This window comes from Pseudomonas sp. NPDC086251, assembly GCF_044746405.1.
GTDB lineage: Bacteria > Pseudomonadota > Gammaproteobacteria > Pseudomonadales > Pseudomonadaceae > Aquipseudomonas.
The window spans coordinates 505,487-524,481 of sequence record NZ_JBIVBY010000001.1; the positions used below are offsets into that span (position 1 = coordinate 505,487).

At 48.3% G+C, this 18,995-nt stretch carries 22 protein-coding genes and 1 pseudogene; 10 read left to right on the plus strand and 13 right to left on the minus strand.

Features of this window, described 5'->3' with window-relative positions; translation table 11 throughout:
• Positions 1 to 179: 179 nt before the first annotated feature.
• The 3 genes from ACIPL2_RS02260 to ACIPL2_RS02270 all read left to right on the plus strand — a co-directional run bounded on the left by ACIPL2_RS02260 (position 180) and on the right by ACIPL2_RS02270 (position 4,430).
• Entirely contained in the window at positions 180 to 971 is a 792-nt protein-coding gene (locus ACIPL2_RS02260) for a GIY-YIG nuclease family protein (protein WP_401352615.1), read from the plus strand.
• 281 nt (positions 972 to 1,252) lie between these two features.
• Positions 1,253 to 1,660 carry a hypothetical protein gene (locus tag ACIPL2_RS02265; RefSeq protein ID WP_401352617.1) on the plus strand — a complete coding sequence of 136 codons (408 nt, stop codon included), beginning with the start codon at positions 1,253 to 1,255 and terminating at the stop codon, positions 1,658 to 1,660.
• A gap of 16 nt (positions 1,661 to 1,676) precedes the next feature.
• Positions 1,677 to 4,430 carry a UvrD-helicase domain-containing protein gene (locus ACIPL2_RS02270; RefSeq protein WP_401352618.1) on the plus strand — a complete coding sequence of 918 codons (2,754 nt, stop codon included), beginning with the start codon at positions 1,677 to 1,679 and terminating at the stop codon, positions 4,428 to 4,430.
• Between the two features lie 172 nt (positions 4,431 to 4,602).
• Here the strand turns inward: ACIPL2_RS02270 and ACIPL2_RS02275 are convergent, their stop codons facing one another.
• From ACIPL2_RS02275 to ACIPL2_RS02285, 3 genes and pseudogenes are all read right to left on the minus strand, one after another.
• Entirely contained in the window at positions 4,603 to 4,926 is a 324-nt protein-coding gene (locus tag ACIPL2_RS02275) for a hypothetical protein (RefSeq protein WP_401352619.1), read from the minus strand.
• Positions 4,927 to 4,993: 67 nt separating this feature from the next.
• A complete protein-coding gene (locus tag ACIPL2_RS02280; protein WP_401352621.1) occupies positions 4,994 to 5,212 on the minus strand; it encodes a hypothetical protein in 219 nt (72 codons plus the stop codon).
• 206 nt (positions 5,213 to 5,418) lie between these two features.
• A pseudogene (locus tag ACIPL2_RS02285) lies at positions 5,419 to 5,897 on the minus strand (hypothetical protein).
• A gap of 280 nt (positions 5,898 to 6,177) precedes the next feature.
• On the opposite strand from ACIPL2_RS02285, the gene ACIPL2_RS02290 reads away from it, so the two are divergent.
• On the plus strand, positions 6,178 to 6,873 hold the full coding sequence (locus ACIPL2_RS02290) for a hypothetical protein (protein WP_401352623.1): 696 nt from the start codon (positions 6,178 to 6,180) through the stop codon (positions 6,871 to 6,873).
• A gap of 128 nt (positions 6,874 to 7,001) precedes the next feature.
• Here ACIPL2_RS02290 and ACIPL2_RS02295 read toward each other — a convergent pair whose 3' ends face one another.
• From ACIPL2_RS02295 to ACIPL2_RS02310, 4 genes are all read right to left on the minus strand, one after another.
• Entirely contained in the window at positions 7,002 to 7,592 is a 591-nt protein-coding gene (locus ACIPL2_RS02295) for a hypothetical protein (protein ID WP_401352625.1), read from the minus strand.
• Positions 7,593 to 7,685: 93 nt separating this feature from the next.
• Positions 7,686 to 8,360, minus strand: coding sequence for a hypothetical protein (locus ACIPL2_RS02300; protein ID WP_401352627.1), 675 nt, complete (start codon positions 8,358 to 8,360; stop codon positions 7,686 to 7,688).
• Positions 8,361 to 8,370: 10 nt separating this feature from the next.
• Positions 8,371 to 9,435: a hypothetical protein gene (locus ACIPL2_RS02305; RefSeq protein ID WP_401352629.1), complete on the minus strand. Its 1,065-nt coding sequence runs from the start codon at positions 9,433 to 9,435 to the stop codon at positions 8,371 to 8,373.
• Positions 9,432 to 10,433 (minus strand): hypothetical protein, encoded by a 1,002-nt coding sequence (locus tag ACIPL2_RS02310; protein WP_401352631.1) that lies wholly within the window; start codon positions 10,431 to 10,433, stop codon positions 9,432 to 9,434. Before ACIPL2_RS02310 ends, ACIPL2_RS02305 begins: the two co-directional genes overlap by 4 nt.
• A gap of 270 nt (positions 10,434 to 10,703) precedes the next feature.
• Here ACIPL2_RS02310 and ACIPL2_RS02315 point away from each other — a divergent pair, with 270 nt between their 5' ends.
• The gene (locus ACIPL2_RS02315; RefSeq protein WP_401352633.1) at positions 10,704 to 11,597 is read left to right on the plus strand and encodes a hypothetical protein; all 894 of its coding nucleotides are present in this window, start codon (positions 10,704 to 10,706) and stop codon (positions 11,595 to 11,597) included.
• Positions 11,598 to 11,657: 60 nt separating this feature from the next.
• Entirely contained in the window at positions 11,658 to 11,795 is a 138-nt protein-coding gene (locus ACIPL2_RS02320) for a hypothetical protein (RefSeq protein ID WP_401352635.1), read from the plus strand.
• A gap of 134 nt (positions 11,796 to 11,929) precedes the next feature.
• Here ACIPL2_RS02320 and ACIPL2_RS02325 read toward each other — a convergent pair whose 3' ends face one another.
• On the minus strand, positions 11,930 to 13,456 hold the full coding sequence (locus ACIPL2_RS02325; protein ID WP_401352637.1) for a hypothetical protein: 1,527 nt from the start codon (positions 13,454 to 13,456) through the stop codon (positions 11,930 to 11,932).
• 309 nt (positions 13,457 to 13,765) lie between these two features.
• Here ACIPL2_RS02325 and ACIPL2_RS02330 point away from each other — a divergent pair, with 309 nt between their 5' ends.
• The 3 genes from ACIPL2_RS02330 to ACIPL2_RS02340 all read left to right on the plus strand — a co-directional run bounded on the left by ACIPL2_RS02330 (position 13,766) and on the right by ACIPL2_RS02340 (position 14,893).
• A complete protein-coding gene (locus tag ACIPL2_RS02330) occupies positions 13,766 to 13,948 on the plus strand; it encodes a hypothetical protein (protein WP_401352639.1) in 183 nt (60 codons plus the stop codon).
• Between the two features lie 191 nt (positions 13,949 to 14,139).
• Positions 14,140 to 14,568, plus strand: a complete 429-nt coding sequence (locus ACIPL2_RS02335) for a hypothetical protein (protein ID WP_401352641.1) — start codon at positions 14,140 to 14,142, stop codon at positions 14,566 to 14,568.
• A complete protein-coding gene (locus ACIPL2_RS02340; RefSeq protein WP_401352642.1) occupies positions 14,558 to 14,893 on the plus strand; it encodes a hypothetical protein in 336 nt (111 codons plus the stop codon). The genes ACIPL2_RS02335 and ACIPL2_RS02340 overlap by 11 nt, the downstream gene beginning before the upstream one ends.
• A gap of 15 nt (positions 14,894 to 14,908) precedes the next feature.
• On the opposite strand, the gene ACIPL2_RS02345 is transcribed toward ACIPL2_RS02340, so the two are convergent.
• The 5 genes from ACIPL2_RS02345 to ACIPL2_RS02365 all read right to left on the minus strand — a co-directional run bounded on the left by ACIPL2_RS02345 (position 14,909) and on the right by ACIPL2_RS02365 (position 18,362).
• Complete coding sequence (locus ACIPL2_RS02345) at positions 14,909 to 15,712, minus strand: DUF5677 domain-containing protein (protein WP_401352644.1); 804 nt, start codon at positions 15,710 to 15,712, stop codon at positions 14,909 to 14,911.
• 412 nt (positions 15,713 to 16,124) lie between these two features.
• The gene (locus tag ACIPL2_RS02350) at positions 16,125 to 16,718 is read right to left on the minus strand and encodes a hypothetical protein (protein ID WP_401352645.1); all 594 of its coding nucleotides are present in this window, start codon (positions 16,716 to 16,718) and stop codon (positions 16,125 to 16,127) included.
• A gap of 139 nt (positions 16,719 to 16,857) precedes the next feature.
• Complete coding sequence (locus ACIPL2_RS02355) at positions 16,858 to 17,493, minus strand: hypothetical protein (RefSeq protein WP_401352647.1); 636 nt, start codon at positions 17,491 to 17,493, stop codon at positions 16,858 to 16,860.
• Positions 17,490 to 17,624, minus strand: a complete 135-nt coding sequence (locus ACIPL2_RS02360) for a hypothetical protein (protein ID WP_258347475.1) — start codon at positions 17,622 to 17,624, stop codon at positions 17,490 to 17,492. The genes ACIPL2_RS02355 and ACIPL2_RS02360 overlap by 4 nt, the downstream gene beginning before the upstream one ends.
• Before the next feature lie 402 nt (positions 17,625 to 18,026).
• Complete coding sequence (locus ACIPL2_RS02365) at positions 18,027 to 18,362, minus strand: hypothetical protein (RefSeq protein ID WP_401352649.1); 336 nt, start codon at positions 18,360 to 18,362, stop codon at positions 18,027 to 18,029.
• Positions 18,363 to 18,512: 150 nt separating this feature from the next.
• On the opposite strand from ACIPL2_RS02365, the gene ACIPL2_RS02370 reads away from it, so the two are divergent.
• Positions 18,513 to 18,968 (plus strand): hypothetical protein, encoded by a 456-nt coding sequence (locus ACIPL2_RS02370; protein ID WP_401352651.1) that lies wholly within the window; start codon positions 18,513 to 18,515, stop codon positions 18,966 to 18,968.
• The last annotated feature ends 27 nt before the right edge of the window (positions 18,969 to 18,995 follow it).

An 18,995-nucleotide genomic window follows, 5' to 3' on the forward strand; every position in this document is an offset into this window, starting at 1 on the left:
CACGATTTGGCATGCATCGCATTAGCTTGCGTGAGCAGTTGATTGAACGACTCATCGATAACATCGCAAGCGAGATCAGATATGATTCCGACCTCCACGACGTTCTGACCTTTCCAACAAAAATCCTCCCACCTTTATGAATGGACTCTGAATTGTTTTTGACTCTCCTGCACCATTGCATGCCTGATCTTGATCTAAAAAAATCCAAGCTGCACTTAGCTGGTTTTAATCAGGTCGAAGAGCCGATCGACCAGTTCATCGCGGGCACATTTGACACGTGGCAGTCCTATCAAAACGCGAAGAACTTCAGCCGCCAGTACCTAATCAGCCTCATCCAGCTACCAGGTACGAAGCGATGGTTGTTCGCGGGCGTCTACGACCAGCTAGTGCCAAAGGCAAGACCTGCAGGCAAGAAGACTAAGTGGGAATATTCCTATCGTCACATCAGTGGCTTTGAAGAGCTGGAAGGGCGACTCATCCTCGAATATTCAAGGACGGGGCGTCAGTCCTATGTCTACGCGGACAAAGTACTACCTGAGATGCGCGTTCATTCTCTACGGGCCAAGCGACTTACAGTGGGTGACTTTCCAGGGTTCAAAGCAGTTGATATCAGTCACGGAACCCTAAAGGTTGTTGTGAAGGAGCAGATCGACTCGTGGAAATCTGCTTTAAGAAGCGTCGCTGGCGTATACCTCATATCGGATCGAGAGCACCGGATGCTTTATGTCGGGAGTGCGACGGGTGATGGAGGTATCTGGTCGAGGTGGGAAACCTATGCTCGAGGTGGGCATGGCGGAAATGTGCGGCTCAAGGCGCTTGAGAAAGAAAAGGGAAGCATCTTCACCAACGGTTTTTATTTCTCGATTCTAGAAATCGCAGACAAACACACCGGTGAAAAACAGATGCTTCAGCTCGAGGACGAGTGGAAGAGACGACTGTTGACTCGTGATGCGGGATTAAATGGAAATTAGCGGGGCGGCGGGGGATGCCCCTTACTCGGTGAAGCTGAGGCTTAAGTCATGCAATGTGGCTCTGGCAGAAGCATACCGGTAACGCCATCAGGGAATAGTGATCGCCAATGCATCGCGATCCTGGGAAGCGTGACCAGTGAAAAGAGGCAACTGATCTCCTTATTCGGTAGGGAATGCAAAATTTCTGAATTCATCGACATCGATGATGGCTCTTTGCCTTATCATCACTGCACCTGAAAGCAACCTGCAATACATAAAATACGGAATCTAGGATTGCTCCAATGTTCAAAAAAACCCTTACTCGAATCGCTGCTTGCGCATACCTGTCCATGATGTGCTCGGGCATTGCTCTGGCGGACGGCCGAACCTGTTCCGACCCACAGGTCAAAGATGCGTTGACTCTCAAGGCCCAAAATTCCCGCAACAGCTACGTTGACGTAATCAACCGACAAGGGCGCGGTGTCTGGGCCAAAGTTACTGGCATCCACGAAGTCGAGAGCCTTTCGTCCAACAAGGAGTCAGGGCGAAAAAAATGCTTCGCCAAGGCGTCCGTGGAGTCCAACATGGGCATGTTGGCGCAGCCTGTGTGGATGACCTACACACTTGGCCAATACGATGACGGCAAGCAGTACACGGACATTCACGTGATGTCGGCAGACGAGCGCCAAAGTTTCTCTCGCGATCGCTGATTTTTTGGGCACTACAATGGAATGGAAACCTTCCTTTTGGGCTCGGCTGTTTAGAAAAGCTGGGTCATGGATACTGAAGATTGAAAATGAACAGCTCGTCGTCTCGCAAGACGATCAAGCCTTTACGATCCCGCCGGAAGCCTTCACAACACTGAAATACCAGCGTGGCCTGTTATGGACGAACCTGAAGCTATGGGGTGGTCGAGAGCTGCACCTAGTAGGGCTTTCACATTCCACTCGCACGGAGCTCAATCAGCATCTACATGCCGCACTAAGCAGGCACCAGTTCCGGTCGAATTACGCAAAAATCATCAGCTGGCTCAAGGATGTTGATCGGGTAGGAACTTCGGCAGATGTACAGAACCGCTGGTTCACCCGCGACATGCAGCATGACCTCCTGACGAAAAAAAACGCGTTGGGAATCAACACCGCTGAACTCAAAGCCCTATTTGATTCCCCGGTCATTCAGGCAGCTATGGGCGATAACAAACCGCGCATTGAGGCTCGCTTGCGCCAATGGTCACAGAATTGGCCCGATCATTGGAAAGCCCGTAACGAAGCCCACATGACGCGCGAACTCGATGCCTGTGAAGATTTGCTCAACAGGGTTGAGACGCGAAAGCTTAATGACGAACAAGCTAAGGCCGCAGTTTGTTTTGACAATCGTGTTCAACTCATCGCGTCGGCAGGATCGGGTAAAACGTCCACCATGGTGGCAAAAGCGATTTATGCCGTTCACCGTGGCATAGTGGCTCCCTCTGAAATCATCATGCTCGCCTTCAACAAGGACGCAGCCGAGGAACTCCAGGAAAGAGCTGCTCAATCCTTAGAGCGTTTGGAGATGACGGGCATCACCATCAACGCGATGACGTTCCATTCGTTGGGGCTGGAAATCATTGGTGGAGCCACCGGCAAAAAGCCTAACGTTCCCAGGTGGGCTACCAAAACAGAACTCGGTCTCGAAAAGCTAGGGGAAATCGTCGACAGCTTAAAAGATCGGTCGGTCGAGTTTCGTACCAAGTGGGATATGTTCAGGCTCGTATTTGGTAGGGATCACTCAGGTGCAGTCCTGCGTGATGTGGCGGAAGCGTTTGACCGGGATGGTGAGGCAAGATTAATCACACTAAACGGCGAGCATGTGGCGAGCCAGCAAGAACGATTGATTGCCAACTGGCTTTTCTATAACGGCGTCGAGTACCTGTACGAAAGGCCATATGAGCACGATACGGCAACCGCAGAAAGGCGACAGTACTTTCCAGATTTCTACTACCCGCTCCTCGACCTTTATCACGAGCACTTTGCATTCGATGGCGATGGACACGCGCCTGAGCATTTCAAAGACTATGCAGATGATGCTGCATGGAAGCGTAATACTCACGCGGCCTATGGAACAAAGCTCATAGAGTCCACCTCGCATCAGGTTAATACCGGTGAGATCTTTGCGTATCTCACACGCGAGCTGATGTCCCGAGGGGTAGTGCTAGATCCCAACCCCGACCGCCCGATACCCAGTTCAGGCCTCATCCCCCTGGAGCATCTTGATATGCTCAAAGTGCTTCGATCTTTCATCTCGCACTACAAGAGCAACAGCCTGACATCGGAGCAACTCCATCAGCGTTATGACGCACTTCCGCTGAGCGTATTCAAATTTCGCTACAAGATGTTCCTGGAGCTTGCCTTGCCAGTGATCGAAGGATGGGACGATGCGCTGAAAAAAGATCGAGGAATCGATTTTGAGGACATGATCAACCTGGCAGCTGACCACCTAGAGCATGGTTTCCCTTCGCCTTATCGATTGGTGATGGCGGATGAGTACCAGGATGCTTCACGCGCGCGCGCTCGGCTCTGCCGTGCGCTGGTGCAGGCTCCCCATAGCCATTTGTTTGCGGTAGGGGATGACTGGCAATCGATTAACCGCTTTGCGGGCGCCGACGTGTCAGTGATGACTGGTTTCGTTGACTGGTATGGTCATGGGCAAATCTTCCGATTGGAAAAAACTTATCGTTGCCCACAGGCAATATGTGACGCCTCTAGCCAATTTGTAGCCAAGAACCCAGCTCAACTGAAAAAGACAGTCATTTCCGTAACCGACCCTATCGGGCCCGTTTTCAATGCTTTCCAAGTAGCCAATAGGGATGAGCTGCCGGACGGTGTTCGGCAATATCTTGACGACCTCTACTTAGGCTTATCGAACGGTCATACCGCTCCAGCCAAAGACAGACTGGTGTCTGTCTTTGTGCTAGGTCGATACAAAAACGATGAGCAGTTTGTTCCCAAGAGCTGGAAGCAGCGCTATGGCGATCGGCTCGACATCCGGTTCAAAACGATTCACACCTCAAAGGGTGATCAAGCCGATTACGTGATCCTGCCGAACATGGTCGTTCGCGGCTTCCCAAGCCTGAAAGGCGACGACCCAGTGTTTAGGCTGGTGATGCCAGAAGGTGACACCTTTCTGCACGGAGAGGAGCGGCGTCTCTTCTATGTGGCACTGACTCGTGCTCGCCGCTCAGTAGTGATGTTCACCGTCACCGCGAGAAACTCACAGTTCCTCACAGAGCTCGTAAATGATGGTGTGGTCGCAGTGACCGACATCAAGGGTGAGCCGATCAAGGAGGAGCGCTGCCCAGTGTGCAAGCATGGCGTCATCTTGCCGCGTACCGGTAAATTCGGGGACTACAAGTCCTGCTCTGGTTTTCCTGTCTGCAAATACAAACCAATAAAAGCAAAAGCGCCGGGCTATAGATCTCCGAAACTGAGGATGCGTCGGTAGGGCACTGGAAGAGTTGTCCATAGAATGGGCGGCCCATCGCATTTTAGGCGCTCTCAGATTGAGACGTACGCAACGCTCAGGACTATCAAAACGGCATGATGGCATTTTGGATTTTCGAACGTTAGTCTTTAGTTCCATCACTTCATCAAGGATGACCATGAACAAGTTCATCTTAACAATAGGAATGTGCTTCGTGCTCGGCGGGTGCGCCACTTCCCACTACACCGTTGGCCGAGATTTCTCCTCTGAGAATGTGGCCGGATTGGTTACGGTACTTTTTGCACTCAATCAGCACGATGAATTCGGCGCCTGCAAAGGCCTGGAATTTCGCCTGCACATCGATCTGGTAGGTTGAGTCGAAGGCCTCCACCTTGACGTCGTGCCTCTCCTCCAGCGATGTCAGTTCACCTCCCTGTTTGAGGATCCAGTCTCTGACCAAGAACTCGAATTCAGTGGCGGTAATTTCGAGGTTGGGATTCGCCATTGGTGGGAACATTCTTTTCCTTATCGTTCAGTCGAATTGGCAGTGTGCGATAGGTGCGCAGGGCTCGGGGTAGTAGCACCTAAGACTGTCGAACCCTCAAAATGGAATCGGTGATGGCTTGAGCATTTGCGTCCAGCGCTTCCATGGCCGACATCGCATGAGCGGCGACGCTTCCCACGCCATTTTCTGAAAGCCACTTGGTTATTTCTTCTATTGCTGCACCTAGTGCGTGCTGGTTATGCAGCAGCAATGTAAGGGCGTCCGCCGTGGCGATCTTGTAGTTCGAGTTATCTGGCATGGCGGTCTTCCTTGGGATGATGCACAGAGCCTAGTTCATCTCACCGCTGGCTCAAACGGTGCGGGTAGTCGCATAGGTTTGCCCGATGTTTTGGCAGAGCACGACCTGGGCTGACAGGGGGCCAGAAGGCTGCACTCACCGTTTGTACTTGCCCGCGGTGCTTGGTCTGTGGAGCACGCGATGGGTAATACTTATCTACCCGAGCTTCAGGTTTGCGTACGGAGCCAAGCTTCCACCTTTTGCAATCTACCAACCTCGGAAAGCTTTGACTTCCTGTATCTAGAACCTCAAGCAGTCGCTGTCTTTCAGCTCTAGAGGAGAACCAATCATCAACCTCGACGCTGCAGTGGATGGACTCACTCAATGCCCATCTAACGATCATGTCCGCAGCGGCTCTGTAGTGATCGGCCATGAACAGACGTTGGCCCTCCACAGACCAGCGAAGGACAGCTAACCGATCAGTCACGTCTGTGATGCCAAGGTCGCCAAAATAGTCGGTGGTGTCAGGATAATGAATGCCTGCCAATGACACCTTGGCTACGCCGGATTCCCGATCAAAATAGGAAAGGAAATGCCATCCCCCTGTTCTGCTCCCAGAATAGGGAAAATTGATGGCGGCTTTCCCTGTTATGTAGTGCTGATGTGAGACGCGTTTGAGGTCAAAGTCGAAAAGCGGCTGGGCCATGAGGGCTTTCCTGAATTCTTGAGCGCCGATTCGGTTAAGCAGAGCACACACCCAGTCTCGTGGTATAACGCCCCATCGAAGGGTGGAGGATCGCGCTGTTCTAGTTGATGTAAATCATAACCGTATTAAAGCGCGTGGCATATCTCTACGCATTGAGAAGAATGCTGCGAACGAACAGGTAACGCTCAAAAAATACCAGTGAAAAAATATTTTAGTTTCGCTAAGGAATTAGTGAGTGCCGCCGATGATATATGTTCACTAATTAGCTAAGGGTCTGTGCGTGTCTGACGGTATATTTTCTGTGATCAAGAGTGTTTTTCCCACGTTCGTGGCTGGAGCTAAAGATCTACAGCGTTCTATAATTACTCCGACCGAATTTTTCAAAGATATGAAGCTGCGTAATTACTGGTGTGCGCAAGCCAGCGGGATCGGGCTCGTAATGGCCGTTGCGTTATCACTACTAAGCTTTCCATCGCTGAAAGGGATTGGGGTAGAGCTCAGTAAGGACTTTGTATCCGTCATGGTTGTCCTGAATTGCATGTTCCTAATCCTCTATGGCGCTTGCTTTTGGTTTGGCGCACGTCTCATGTTTGGAAAAGGATCGCTGTTTTCTACGATCAACTCATTTTTTTATATCTCGATTTGCCTAGTCTTCATGAAGATCGCTGAGATGCCAGCGCTGGGTTCGAGAATGACCGCTTTAGCGCATAGCTGTGAGCTTGGGGAATTTGGAGCGAATGTCACTGCAGCGATATCCGCAAGTTCTGTTTCGAGGACGTCGAACTTTTTGATCGGCGTATTTTACCTTGCATTTACCGTCTGCTCGGTAAAACTCCAGCGAGGCGTCAATGACTTCGGTATCGTAAGGGGAGTGGTGTCCGCGATTTTTGGGATGATATTCCTAAGTTTAGCCGTTATTTATATCCAAGAACCTGCAGTATATGCAGTGGTCTGCGGCTACTTAGGCGAAAATTAACTAGCTATGTTTTGATTGGTTGGCTAGCTAGCGTTACCTCGCTGTAGATCAGCGATTAAGATTGCTCATAACTGTACCATGGCTGGATGTTTCTTTGCGTCAACAGCCATGGCACCGTTATTGAGGGTTCAGAACAGCGGGTGTGGCCCGAATTCTTCATCAATTCTTTCACCCCATCCTGAGTTTTCTGGTTTGTTAGCGGCCCCTCCTACTATTTTAATAGCGTATGCGCGGCACACTTCCAGAAGCGAGGGCGGGATGTATTCCAGTATCCCTTTGTATTCTTTGTCGTCCCCGTCACGGTACTGGTACAAATCAGCGCACCAAAGATCGTAGACCCAGTCACTGATTTCCTCGTCGCTTTGCGGAAGGGCAATCAACTCTGTGACGAATTTGTTCAGGTGCTGACGCTCCCTCTTGGAAAAGCCTCGGGTGGTTAGGCTAAAAAACTTCAAAGCCCTTATAGCTGGTCTGACTCTCCAGGTGAGCGAGTCAAGTGAGTCTGGCTCTCGCATCAGCGGGACTAGCTGATAGGGGTTGAGATCATCGCCAGTATCAATTGCCACCGAGCATATTATTCGGTCAAGATTGAAGCTTCTACGGTCGTTTCGAAGGTGGCAAAAAGCATCGATAGTATTATCAGCTTCCTTGCGCAGGTCTGATATCTCCCTCTCTGTGACTGTGCCTGTGCCGTCTTGGTATCCAATATATATTCGCATCGTCTTGCCTAATGTATATTCAACAATGGAGCCACAAATTTCCCTGAGGATGACTCAGTCGGATCTCACTACCGTGGTTCAGCTGAGATGCATTCATTTCTTGAGGCCGGCCATTAAAGTTGTCTCAATGTACGACTGCACTCGAGGGGTAAGGTCACCGCTCAGCTTACAAATTCCGGTTCTCGTGAACCCTACCTGGCCCGTCAGACCTTTGTAGCGCACCGAGTAGGATCCTGCGTCCACGACTGAATGCGACAAACCAAAACCTTCGACGCTCTCGGGATCAATTCCGACTTTGGAGGCGATCTCAACACGTGCGGTTGCAGCAATGGAGCTAATGGATCCTGATAGTTTTAACGAGTTCAGAGTGATCGTCTGGAAGCTTTTGATTGAGTCTTTGATTATTTTATCAGTGACAAATATTTGCTCGCAGCTAAATCCGAAGCCAAGTATTTTGTCTAGACTGTTGAGAAGCTCTTTAGAGGAGCGGGGCGGGTCTTCCATTCGGAACATCAGCTGATCAGTACCAAGTAGTGTCACCCTTTGGCTACACGTTGACACGACTTCATTTTGCTTGCTGATACCATCAAGGTCTATAGACGTAGCATATATAGATGTTCTCCAAAAAAATTGGAATGAGCGCTCTGGAATATTTACTATGAAACCACTATTTAGTGAGGGATCGTACCGGCTCTGCGCCAGTTTCTGTAGAAGTTCATCCACAGAAAAAGGAACTCGAACGGCATACCACTTGAATCTTGAGATCATGTTTGCCTCACTATTTTATAGCTACCATGGCTTTTTTAGCGGACGTCTCAATCGCCTTCGATAGTTCATCAATTTCAGGTTTTAAAGGAGTTCTGGAGCGAGGAAACTTTCCATCAATATTTGGATGGACTGACTTCAACAGAACAGAAAATTTATGACAGTCTTTAGGGTCTGCAAAAGACGCCTCGAGCTTATAAATATCACCGTTCCCTAATACTCGCTTAGTAAGCCAGCAAATTTTTACAATAAAGTAAGTGTCCGATGATACTAAGTCATTAAGAATGCCTGACCTGTTCACACCGTTTCCACGGAGCAATACTTTTTCTATGTGCGTTTCGTCTTCGTCGCTTGTTAGGTCGTCTCTATCCTCATCGGATGGCTTAGGCTTGTACACGTAAACGTCCGTAACATCCCGCTTGCTAAAGCCCTCAAGGCCATCGATTAAGTCAATAAAGAATTTCGTTCTTACTTGAGGTGATGGTTTGTCAAAAAGTGTGACAATAAACTTTTCAATCTGGGTAGGTGCTTGCGTTGTTATGCTTGATACTATTTCATCCCGAATTTCGTTGGTGAAATCATTCTGGGGCGAAACAATACTGTATCCATTTTCCGTTTTAGTAAACTCGATTACTGCATCCTTGACAACGAGCTGTGCGAACTCAGATTTTTTGTAATCGAATCTGGAGTATTGGATGGTTAAACTAAAGTTGTCACCCTCTCGTGAGATGTAAGCGTTATCTCCTGATTCGATAATCTCACGTTTTAATTCCTCGATAGCTGAGCGAACATCGTTGACATCCAGTTCTCCCACGAGCTCCACTGTTGTTGAGCGCTCCCTACGTGGAGCTATTCCGATTTTTTCGGAAATGAGCTTGTGATCGTAGTAGTCATGAGTAAGTCGGGAAAAATAATCAGCCAATACTTCGCGGTCTGTTGCCTTGGAGACGATAGTATTTCTATTTCTAAATAGAGTGGTCAACGTCTGTGCGTCAACTTTATGTTTCTGTACGAGCGCATCAAATACGTTTTTGTCAGATGCGAAGTAAAGTGCGGGGCCAAATTTTCTCTTTTTCATTCTCTCCACCCCATCCATGCGATATTGTAACCATCTACCATCGATGTGATAGAAGAGATTTTTATGTCGTTTAGAACCTGCTCCCGTATAGGATCGAATCCCCACATTTTTGCGTATTTTGTTTTCGCAAGGTTGAAGTTCGCCGTCACATCGTGATGTGGGGATTTATGGGTGACACGAATTTGGACTTCTTTTCCCGATTCTAACATTTGGTATCTGGACAGACTATCGAGGAGATATTCAAACTCTTCAGGCGATGCACCGGGTCTGTTGTAATATACGACGTAACCAGCCTGTGAGTTGTTCCCTGCCTGTAGGTTACTGTGCTGCAGAATAAGGTAGGGACTGGTAAGCGCTTCTACAGTTGCTGGTTGTCCCCAAACATCACCCTGCCGGTGTCGCATTACTAAGTCTGGATAATAGAATGTATAGTCAGGCGATATTTTGCGCTGGTGCATTAATCGCATAATGTCATTTGCGATGCTGTATAAGCGCATCAAATCCTCAGGGCCGAAGAAGTGAAGGCAAACATTGGCCGGAATAGGGATGGAATCGAAGCCTATATTATCGATCAGGTCGCCAAACGCTTTGTGGTAGCCATGATCATGATTGTGGACGATCAGTAGTCCGCGAACCTCATGCTCTTCAGATGTATCTATGCTGAACGTGCTTCTCCAAGATTCAGAGTCCTGCGCGCATTCAATAGACATGGCCAATGCTTTAAAAGCGTCGCGAACCTTTGTTTTGGTGATTGATTCTTCTTTGTAAGCTTTTAAGTCGGAATGAAGGTAGATTGTCGATCCGAGATATGGATCTTCATAGAAAAAAATCACATCGCCAGGATGCTTGTCCTTAGGTTTTTTTGTAGGCGTAAGATGGTGAGGGCAGTGACAACTGAAGTTTTCATTCCAACGGGGTTTTATTTCCCATTTAAAATAAGAAAATATGTCTTGGACTAGCGCCTCAGCAATTTCGCCAATATTTACTGTTTCCGACATGGTGCATCCCTAGCAAATTTTCGGATTGGCCTATAGGCTATTGGCCATCATAGCAGTCCTCAGGGGGCTTGTACTCCCTAGGCGCTTGTCGATCCGGATCAATGGGATCCCTGCCGGAGCTTGGTCGGTGACAAACCACCTGGAATGGAGATTCCTGCTGGTTGCACGAAAGCAACGAGGTAGCATGTTCCGGTCACCTTCAGCCTTCACCTCACTTGTCGCTGAGCTGCTGCGTGGTTTATCAGGTGCATGAGAAAACAGGAGGGAAGAATGCGTAGTTTTCAAGGGGCAGTGTTGTTTGTAGATATGCTCGGATTCAGCGCTCTCACTCGAGGGAAACTCAAGCTCACGGAGTCAGAATACACACCATGGAAAATCACGCCTGAAGGAAACTTTCCCCATCAGCTGCTTGCTGCTCAGATTTTGCTAGCTTTTCGAAAGATACTGATGCGAACAGGCCGCCGATTCAAAACTGTGAAGCTTGCACAATTATCAGACTGTGCATTTCTTTGGTCTGAGGATCTTGGGGCGGTTACAGACGCAGGACGCTTCTTAATGCACGAAGCGATTGAGGCAGGATTGTTATGTCGGGGCGGTCTTGCCTTTGGAGATATCCACGAACCCAATAAAATTGATCGGACTATTGGAGCCTTCATTGTTGGCGATGCTGTGACGAGAGCAGCGACCTACGAGACTATGGGCAAGGGAATGCGAGTGTTTACAGATGCAGACACTGCTGCTGAGATCCTCCTGAAACGTCCTCGTGAGTCCTTTTACGGGCTTACCAACCCTCTGACGGGCGAAACGGTTGATGAATGGCTTTGGTACGCACCCGAGTCATTGCTGGAGTCTCAGCGCAGCGGATTGGCGTTAGATGATGTGGTTAGACGACTGGTGTCATGTCATACCATGCTCCGCTATTCACCACGTTTTGCATGGAATGCGGTTTCACCTGAAGGATGTCGGCAATTGGCATGCTCAATTGTCGCTATTTCGGATGCCATGCAAAAGCTCTCGCGAGGCTACGGGGAGTATGAATTTACGGTCGAGTACCTCATTGGTGCAATGCAAAGTCGCAAGGATGCCGTTCGTGAAAGGGTGCAAAAGCAATTTTCCAAGGAGCTTTTGGAGATGGCAATGTCTCGTGATGTCTGTGATCAGTGATCGAGTTTTGCGCCCCACCTGAGTAACGTCGCTCGTGCGGCAGCAGAAAAGACAGCCGGCGTGCTTGCCAGGTCAAGCAGTGCAAATAAGTACAATGAGGAAATCATCGAGACCCAAGGTGGGAGCTCCACGCTGCTGAAGAGGTGGAAGGCTCAGTATGGCTCGGATGAAATAGAGTTCAGGTTGGCCCACTCATAAGAAAGTATGTGTTAGCGGGACGATGAATTTTCGTCTCGCTACACGTAGTTTAGTTGGGGATTTTCCGCTTTCGTGAAATGCAGGCGGCTACCGCAGTCTACATTCCACAAGCAGAGATTTTTTATATGAGATATTTAGACGGCGCTGCTGGGCTTAGGGGTGTTGCACTGAAATATAAATACAACGATGGAAGTAGGTAGGTCGGCTTCCTCAAATTTCTTAGTAACAATCTTAATACATGCCGTTATATTTGTAACTTTAGGCTCGCTCGTGGGTACGTCAAGAACTAGAACGCAACCCAGGCGTGTAATTGCCGCGTATGCTGCCGCCTGGCTAGCCGGTTTGTAGGACTCGTCGACGATTTTGTCTATCAAGGCTCCTTTGTGGCCTTTTCTAACCTTGAGCTCAATTGGTACCTGCCCGAAAAGGATATCTACATTCCCGCCAAATCTTTCAGGTTTTTTCTGCACTTTGTCGTCGAATCGGTCGCGTAATTTTTCGTAGAGAAATGGAAGGAAGAAATCATCCTCCATGTTTTTATACCCTTTTTCTTCATTATCACGCCTCCAGGAAATTGCTTTACTCTTCAGGTAAGATGGCTCCTCGATACAATGCGATACCTGCTTAAGTGCCCAGGTGGAGAATTGAATAAAATCTTTTTCTAACTGTGGGTTTCCGTGAAAGCAGTAATTTTGTTGCAAGACTTTCGAGATTTTTTCATAGTTAACGATTTCTACTGTGCTCATGCGTTCGCGAGTTTCGTGAGGTAGTGAGCAGTAGTTTGCGCCAAATATATTATTGACTGCCGGTTTGTGTATGGAGAATTGAATGTCAATGTCTTGAAGGTTGTTGGCGGAAGATTGTATTCTTATCTGCTGAATATCAAGTTCACCTTGTACGGCGAGAAGCAGTGGCAGAGCGGCCTTGGTACCAGAACCTGATGTAAGGGGAGAGGGCATCATTGCGCTACCGCTCGGTAGATCGAGTTGCATCATTGCCTTTCGGAAGTTGAATTGACTTAGGAGAAAGCTGAATTTTGTTTCACCTGTTAATTCTGATCTTTTTTCAAGAAATGTCCGCAGGTATCCAAGCTGTTTGCTAGCAGATATGGCAGGTGTAGAGAGGGCAATGGATTTAATTAGCTTGGAGTAAGATTCTTCGCCAAAGTAAACCTGGCTCAAAATGTTGTCTTTGAAATTTTTGATAAAATTGGCTTTTGTTATTGATACTTTGAATTTAGGTGTTCCGGTATGGTCGATGCCAATTTTTTCGAATGAGTCAATTACCGGCTTGGTTCCGCACGAGTCACCATTCTTTAGATAGCCAAGTGTGCGTGTGAACCAAGAGCCAAAATGATCCTCATAGCTTACTGTGTTGAATTTCTCTACTGGCTTTTCCATTCCAAGCATCATATGAAAAAGGTTTTCTATATCCGAGGCTGTGGCACTCTTAGATGGTACTGAAATTTCATATTTCTCATGCTGGGGCGGGTTTATATCGAGGTAAAAAATATCGCTTAACTCTACCTCGATCTCTATAGTTTCTTGGTCGGAGTCCATCTCTAATTTGCTAAGAATAACCGCGCTTAAAAAGTTTTCTCCAATGTCGTCAAAGTTCAATTTGAAAACCTTTTTTTTATCATCGGAGCCGTAAATGTTCATGCTGCAACCTCCGTTTTGCTAAGCTACTCTCAGTGTTTGGAATTTAATACTATCTGATTTCGTATGGCTATTACTGCTAGGGAGGAATAGTAGTCGTTATCAATCTGCTTTGGTACCAGATCTAGCTTCGCTGCATACCTGAAAGCCTTAAAGCCCCGACTAACAGGTTAGTGCTTCACATCGCATGGTGGTGAAGCCGCTCTGGGAGACTTGTGTCTGTCTGAATCCAAGCGATCTTGGAGGGTGTCGCAGATCTCAAACCTGTTGATCGTCCACCCGCCGATGCCGTAGCCAACCAAGATGCAGGTCATGAATTCCCTCTCTATTTATGTGAGCCAGGCCGGCGAAGCCGAAGGCGTGAATGTTGAAGCTTCTCGGGTCAAGACATGGCTTGCTTCACTACAGCCAACCCAGCAAGGCGTTCACCATTGGATATGGTTTTCAGAGCGCATTCAGCAGGTTCTCAAGCGTCTGATGCTCCCATACAGATAGCAGCGCAATGGGATTTGTGCCAAACCGATCTCCGGAGTTGAATGACCAGCGGCGTGCATCCGGGCTCACACACGTTTAGCAGTAGTCCGCTAACCACAGTCGTTGAAGATCATAATGCTCTACCTGATAGCCACATTGGTGTCCTCGATGCCCTGGTGTAGTCTGAACAGTCCAGAGGGAGTCCCAATTTTATGATCGAACAGCTCTTCAAAGCGCTACATCACTACAACGAAGCATACCGCGAACTCATCAACGAAAAAGCGATGCGGCACACGACTGATCACGGCGACTTCGAGGTCTTTATTCAATCTGCGCTTAAGCTTACAAAACCTGAAGATTGGGGCTTCATTTGCTCATCGATGGACATTATCAACGACAGCCTTTTAGGCATTGAGCATTTTTGCAAGTATGGCCTTGATGGCCCCACGAAGTATGACGACTTCGGGGACAAATACATCCGCTTGTATGGCGTATTGAACGCCACGTACATCCAGCAACAAGCCCTGCTCAACCTACACCGGATTGCAAACGTAATGAACCTTCGTGACATTGAGCGCAAAGTGACAAACCTTCAGGTACGTGAAGTCAGGAATAAACTTGGCGCGCATAGTGTCGATTAATCGCGAAGCTGGAAAGACTGAAAGCTTTGTTCCAGTTCGATTTACCCTTTCAGGTATGCGCTGTGATTACTACAACAATACAACGCTACAACACACCGAAGTAGATCTAAAAGTAATTCTCGGTGAGCATATCGAACTGATGAATGATATGTATGATGCCATATATCGAAAGTCAGTTGGCACAATATATAAATCAAATAAAGATAAAATTGAAGAGCTTCTAGAGAGAATTGACGATGCCAAGGTACTACGAAATGGCGGCATCGTCATGAGAACACCGGACGGGAAAAGAATCTTTATTACAGCATTCGAGTCAGATAAATAGGAGTAAAGTTCACAATCACTTAGACGTGATAGATGTAAACCTATCCAGGAGAAGGGTTAGCTCTCCATCATATGATGTATCTTCTGTCGCCTCCAAGTATCCAACCATGATTGCTAGAGTAGGCTGCGTACAAAAGTTAGCTGCACTAAACACCTCATCTTTAGTGCCAGGCCCAAACCTGTAGCCACTCCACGTGTTATTTTCCTTATCGGAAACTATATAGCGCTTAAGAGAAGATGCTGAATAGTGCATGGCATCGTCGGAAAGATGCTTGTACATTAGGTAATGGTTAGAGAGCGACGACATATCGGCAATGTCTTTCCAGTTAAGATGGCGGCCCTTGTCCCCAGATATTCGTTCATCCATAGCGGCTTCAACGTCAGCAGCTAGGGAATAACTGCCATTTTTTAAAGCTACCGCCTGACCCCGTTTAGCTGCTAGGTTGTCGTGCTTCAGTAATGGGATGAACTTATCCGGATTATCTATCAGGGCACCGATACAAAATGAATTCTCATATAGACACCTGGCCATGATTCTTGCTTCTACTACCATGCCGCGCTCAAGATTCATGACTGCCGACTGAAAATTGCTCAGTGACCTAATGGCAGAGAACATGGTTAGAACCTTTACATCCATGGTTTTACCGTGATGCTTTTCAAATCCTGAGATGACTATCTTTTGCAGGAGCTGGTTGATATCCCTGAGCAGAGAAAACCACTCAGGATTTTCACCAGTAACATGATCAATGGTTTCTTGTATGTCGCCAGTCAGAAATCCATGGATATTAAATCCGGTATGCCCTGTCGCTGCGGTGCTCAAATCGATCTCCTTTCCTGGTGATTGCATAATCAGCTTAGGGTAGCAAAAGCTAAGGAATGCGTGGCCTGCATTCAAGCATTACCAGGCAGATGCTCCATTCTTCCTTCGGATCAAGCGCAATGTCGGAACCTAGCCCCCCCCGGTTGAGCCGGGGGGGGTGGGGTCGGATTAACAGTGGGGATAGGTGATGAGGATGATCGGGATTGGTTGAGTTGTTGGCACGGTAGGTGGAACGATGGCTATAGTGATGTTAACGGCCAGAAGAATGGCATTAAGAAGGCCGGTGATAGAGTTGATGAATTTGGACATTGTTTTTTCTCATAGTTGTCCTTTATTTAGTGTCCCTATCACAGAACTGACCATTAAATTGAGAATTTTTTGAAAATAAATCTACCATCCATCTATAATCGGCTCAGAAGAATTTTGGTACAGCTTTCGACGCTTCGAATTTGCGATACACATCCTGTGCCACAGCATAATTTATAATATGCCAACCGTGTGCAGTGGGATAAATAAAGCTTTTAATCTCAACCGGGGTAAAGGTGAAGTTTTCAGGCAGGCGTAGCTTTTTCTTTGCAGAGGAATCTGCGGAGTTACACTGCTCGCAAATTATTACCGGGGCAAATCTTGCGGCTGCAGCTCCTTGCAAGGTATACATGCCACCATAGGCGTCGCTGGCATGATCGTGATGTGTATGCAGACCAACAACCCAGCCTTCAAACCGTGAGGGGCTTTTAGGTAATCGCATAGTCCAGCGGAGCACCTGGAATTTGGTACGGTTGCAGCATGGGCACCGCCAATCCTCGGTTAATGATTTATATTTCTGCTTGCAGTGACCACCATCAAATTCTAAATACTCAATTTGTGTTGGGAACTTTCTGTCTCGATTACGGAGAATAGTAGCTTCGCGATCTTTATTACGTATCTTGCTACCATCGCAAGCTATGCAAAACTGATTTATTAGGAAGTCTAGATGACAACTGCAAGTAGCGTCGATAGAACTCATATCGTCTCCATTAACCACATAGCCCGATTGCTATGTGGTCAAATTGTAGATCAGCTTGGCATATCGTTCTGGGGGCCTCCATCTCGCGTCTCCACACGTTTTCCGGCGACAATACTTCCCCACCTAGCGCGGCCATGGATCATGCCGGGATTTCTCTGACAATGTCCCCCTTGATCACGTATTGGTTTTTCACGTACTCACCATCATCACCAGGGGCTTTATCTACAACGATCATGCCGTGCGTAGCGAGGATCGATAGGCCGTCTCGAAGAGAAGTCCACTGCACAGCAGCCCTATTTCTCAAGTTCTCGACATTGATGCTCGAGATCCTTGCTTGATTCGGTCGGACGATCAGTAGCACGGCGTAGATCTTAAGCGCCGCAAGCGCCTTCTCTCCCCGGCGCGAAATCTTCGGAAGCTTCTTAACAACCTCGTTGTTTGGGATTTTGTAGTAATACCCGTCCTTCTCTGCCTCGAAATGCGGGCATACCAGCGTGTACTCAGACTTGAGCTTGCCTCCCCCGGGCTTATGCCGGATCCAGCCGCGTGACTCCACATCTACTAAAGCTTGGCGAACCATGGGCCGACTTAATCCTGTGCACTCCATCAGCTCGCTGACAGAGGAGACGACCGTGTATGTCTTCGCAGTAGGGGTCATCGTTGCAAGAGGGAAGATCACACGAAGCATCGCCTGAGACCGCCCGGCATGAGCACCTCCGCGAAGGAGTGCAATCTCATCAGACCACCATGCCGGCACTTTCGACCAGGGTCTCATTCCTTGTCCTTCTTCTTCACTGATTCCAGCACTGATAGAGCTTTCCAAGCTACGCCGAATGCTGCAAATGCCAGCAATGCGATAACTCCCGAAGGCCCGCTACTTACGATCTCTTTAGCTAATTCCAACATGGTTGCTAACCCTGCTTCACTACGTTGGCTCCTTTGTACTTCAAGGTGCAGGGTCACTTCTAGAAAGGCCTATATTTGTAAAACTCTAAATATTCCTTATTTATCAAATTGTTAAGCGTTGATTTTAAGTATTTCAGGGGGCAATGAGAGGTATAAGATTTCCCCATGATTTACCTTTCATTGACCCCTTGAACGACCACGTTTCAATCTCACTTAATCTGCAAGGAGTCTTCATTGATCATTTTTTACCAGTTGAACTCACGCCAAATCACCCTCGATCATCGCGCAGTCCTTGCTCAAAACTTTTAGCAACGGCTTTCCGAAAGCCGTTCCATGCAGGTGCCACACTCGATGATCCTGTTGGGCGCACGTCTAGCCGTATAGCCAGGCCAGCGGGAGCGGCTACATCGATTTGACCGATACCACTTCCACATATTTGTACTTCTTCCTGGCAGCCTTCACAGCCTCTTGCTCGGCAAGCAACGAGCTCAACGTGTCGGCCTCGTGAGTCAACTCCTGCATCTTCCCCTCAAATTCGTTCCCAACCCGGAGCGTGACCCTAAGCCTGGGCGTAAACGCTTTCGCCGCTTTCTTCTTCGCTACGAGAGCAGCTACCGGCTTCGTAAAGAGAACCTCTGGCACAGGCTCCTCTACTACAGGCGCAGACACCTGCTCTTCGGGCTGAGGCGTACCGAACAGGGCACGACGCATTTCTTCTTCAGTTAATTCAGAGTTCATACAACATCTCAAAGGGCGGAGCTTAGCTCGACAATTTCTAATAGGATTGAAGTACACCCTCTGAGCCCAGATGCTCGAGAGCCATCTCTCATGGGTGCCCTTTCTGCGCCATATGTAGGCGAGCCCTAGTCATCACGGAGTGCTAACAGCATGAGGCTCTTTCTCGATTGCGAGTTTACCCAGCTCTCAGCGTCAGCGAAGCTTATATCGCTCGCTTTGGTGGCCGAGGATGGGCGCGAGTTCTACGTGGAATTACTCGACATATGGCGAGAAGCAGACTGCAGCGACTTCGTCGTAGAGATCGTCCTTCCGCAGCTCTGGGGCGGAAGCTATGCGCTACCGATCAGTGGGGCAAGATCAGCGTTGTTGAAGTTTCTTGCGTCGTTCGACGAAGCTTTGGAAATTGTCACAGACGCTCCACAGTATGACTGGGAGCTTTTCTGCGAACTCGCATATGCCGATGGGAAATGGCCAAGGAACGTCCGGAATTACCCCACTGACGCAACCACTCTAGATGCCATAAACGACGGGATTCCACTTCCACATCACGCTCTCCTGGATGCCCGTATCATTGCCAGCATGTTCGCCCCAGAGAGTCCAACGTAGGGGCTAAATTCTACCTTGCATTCGACC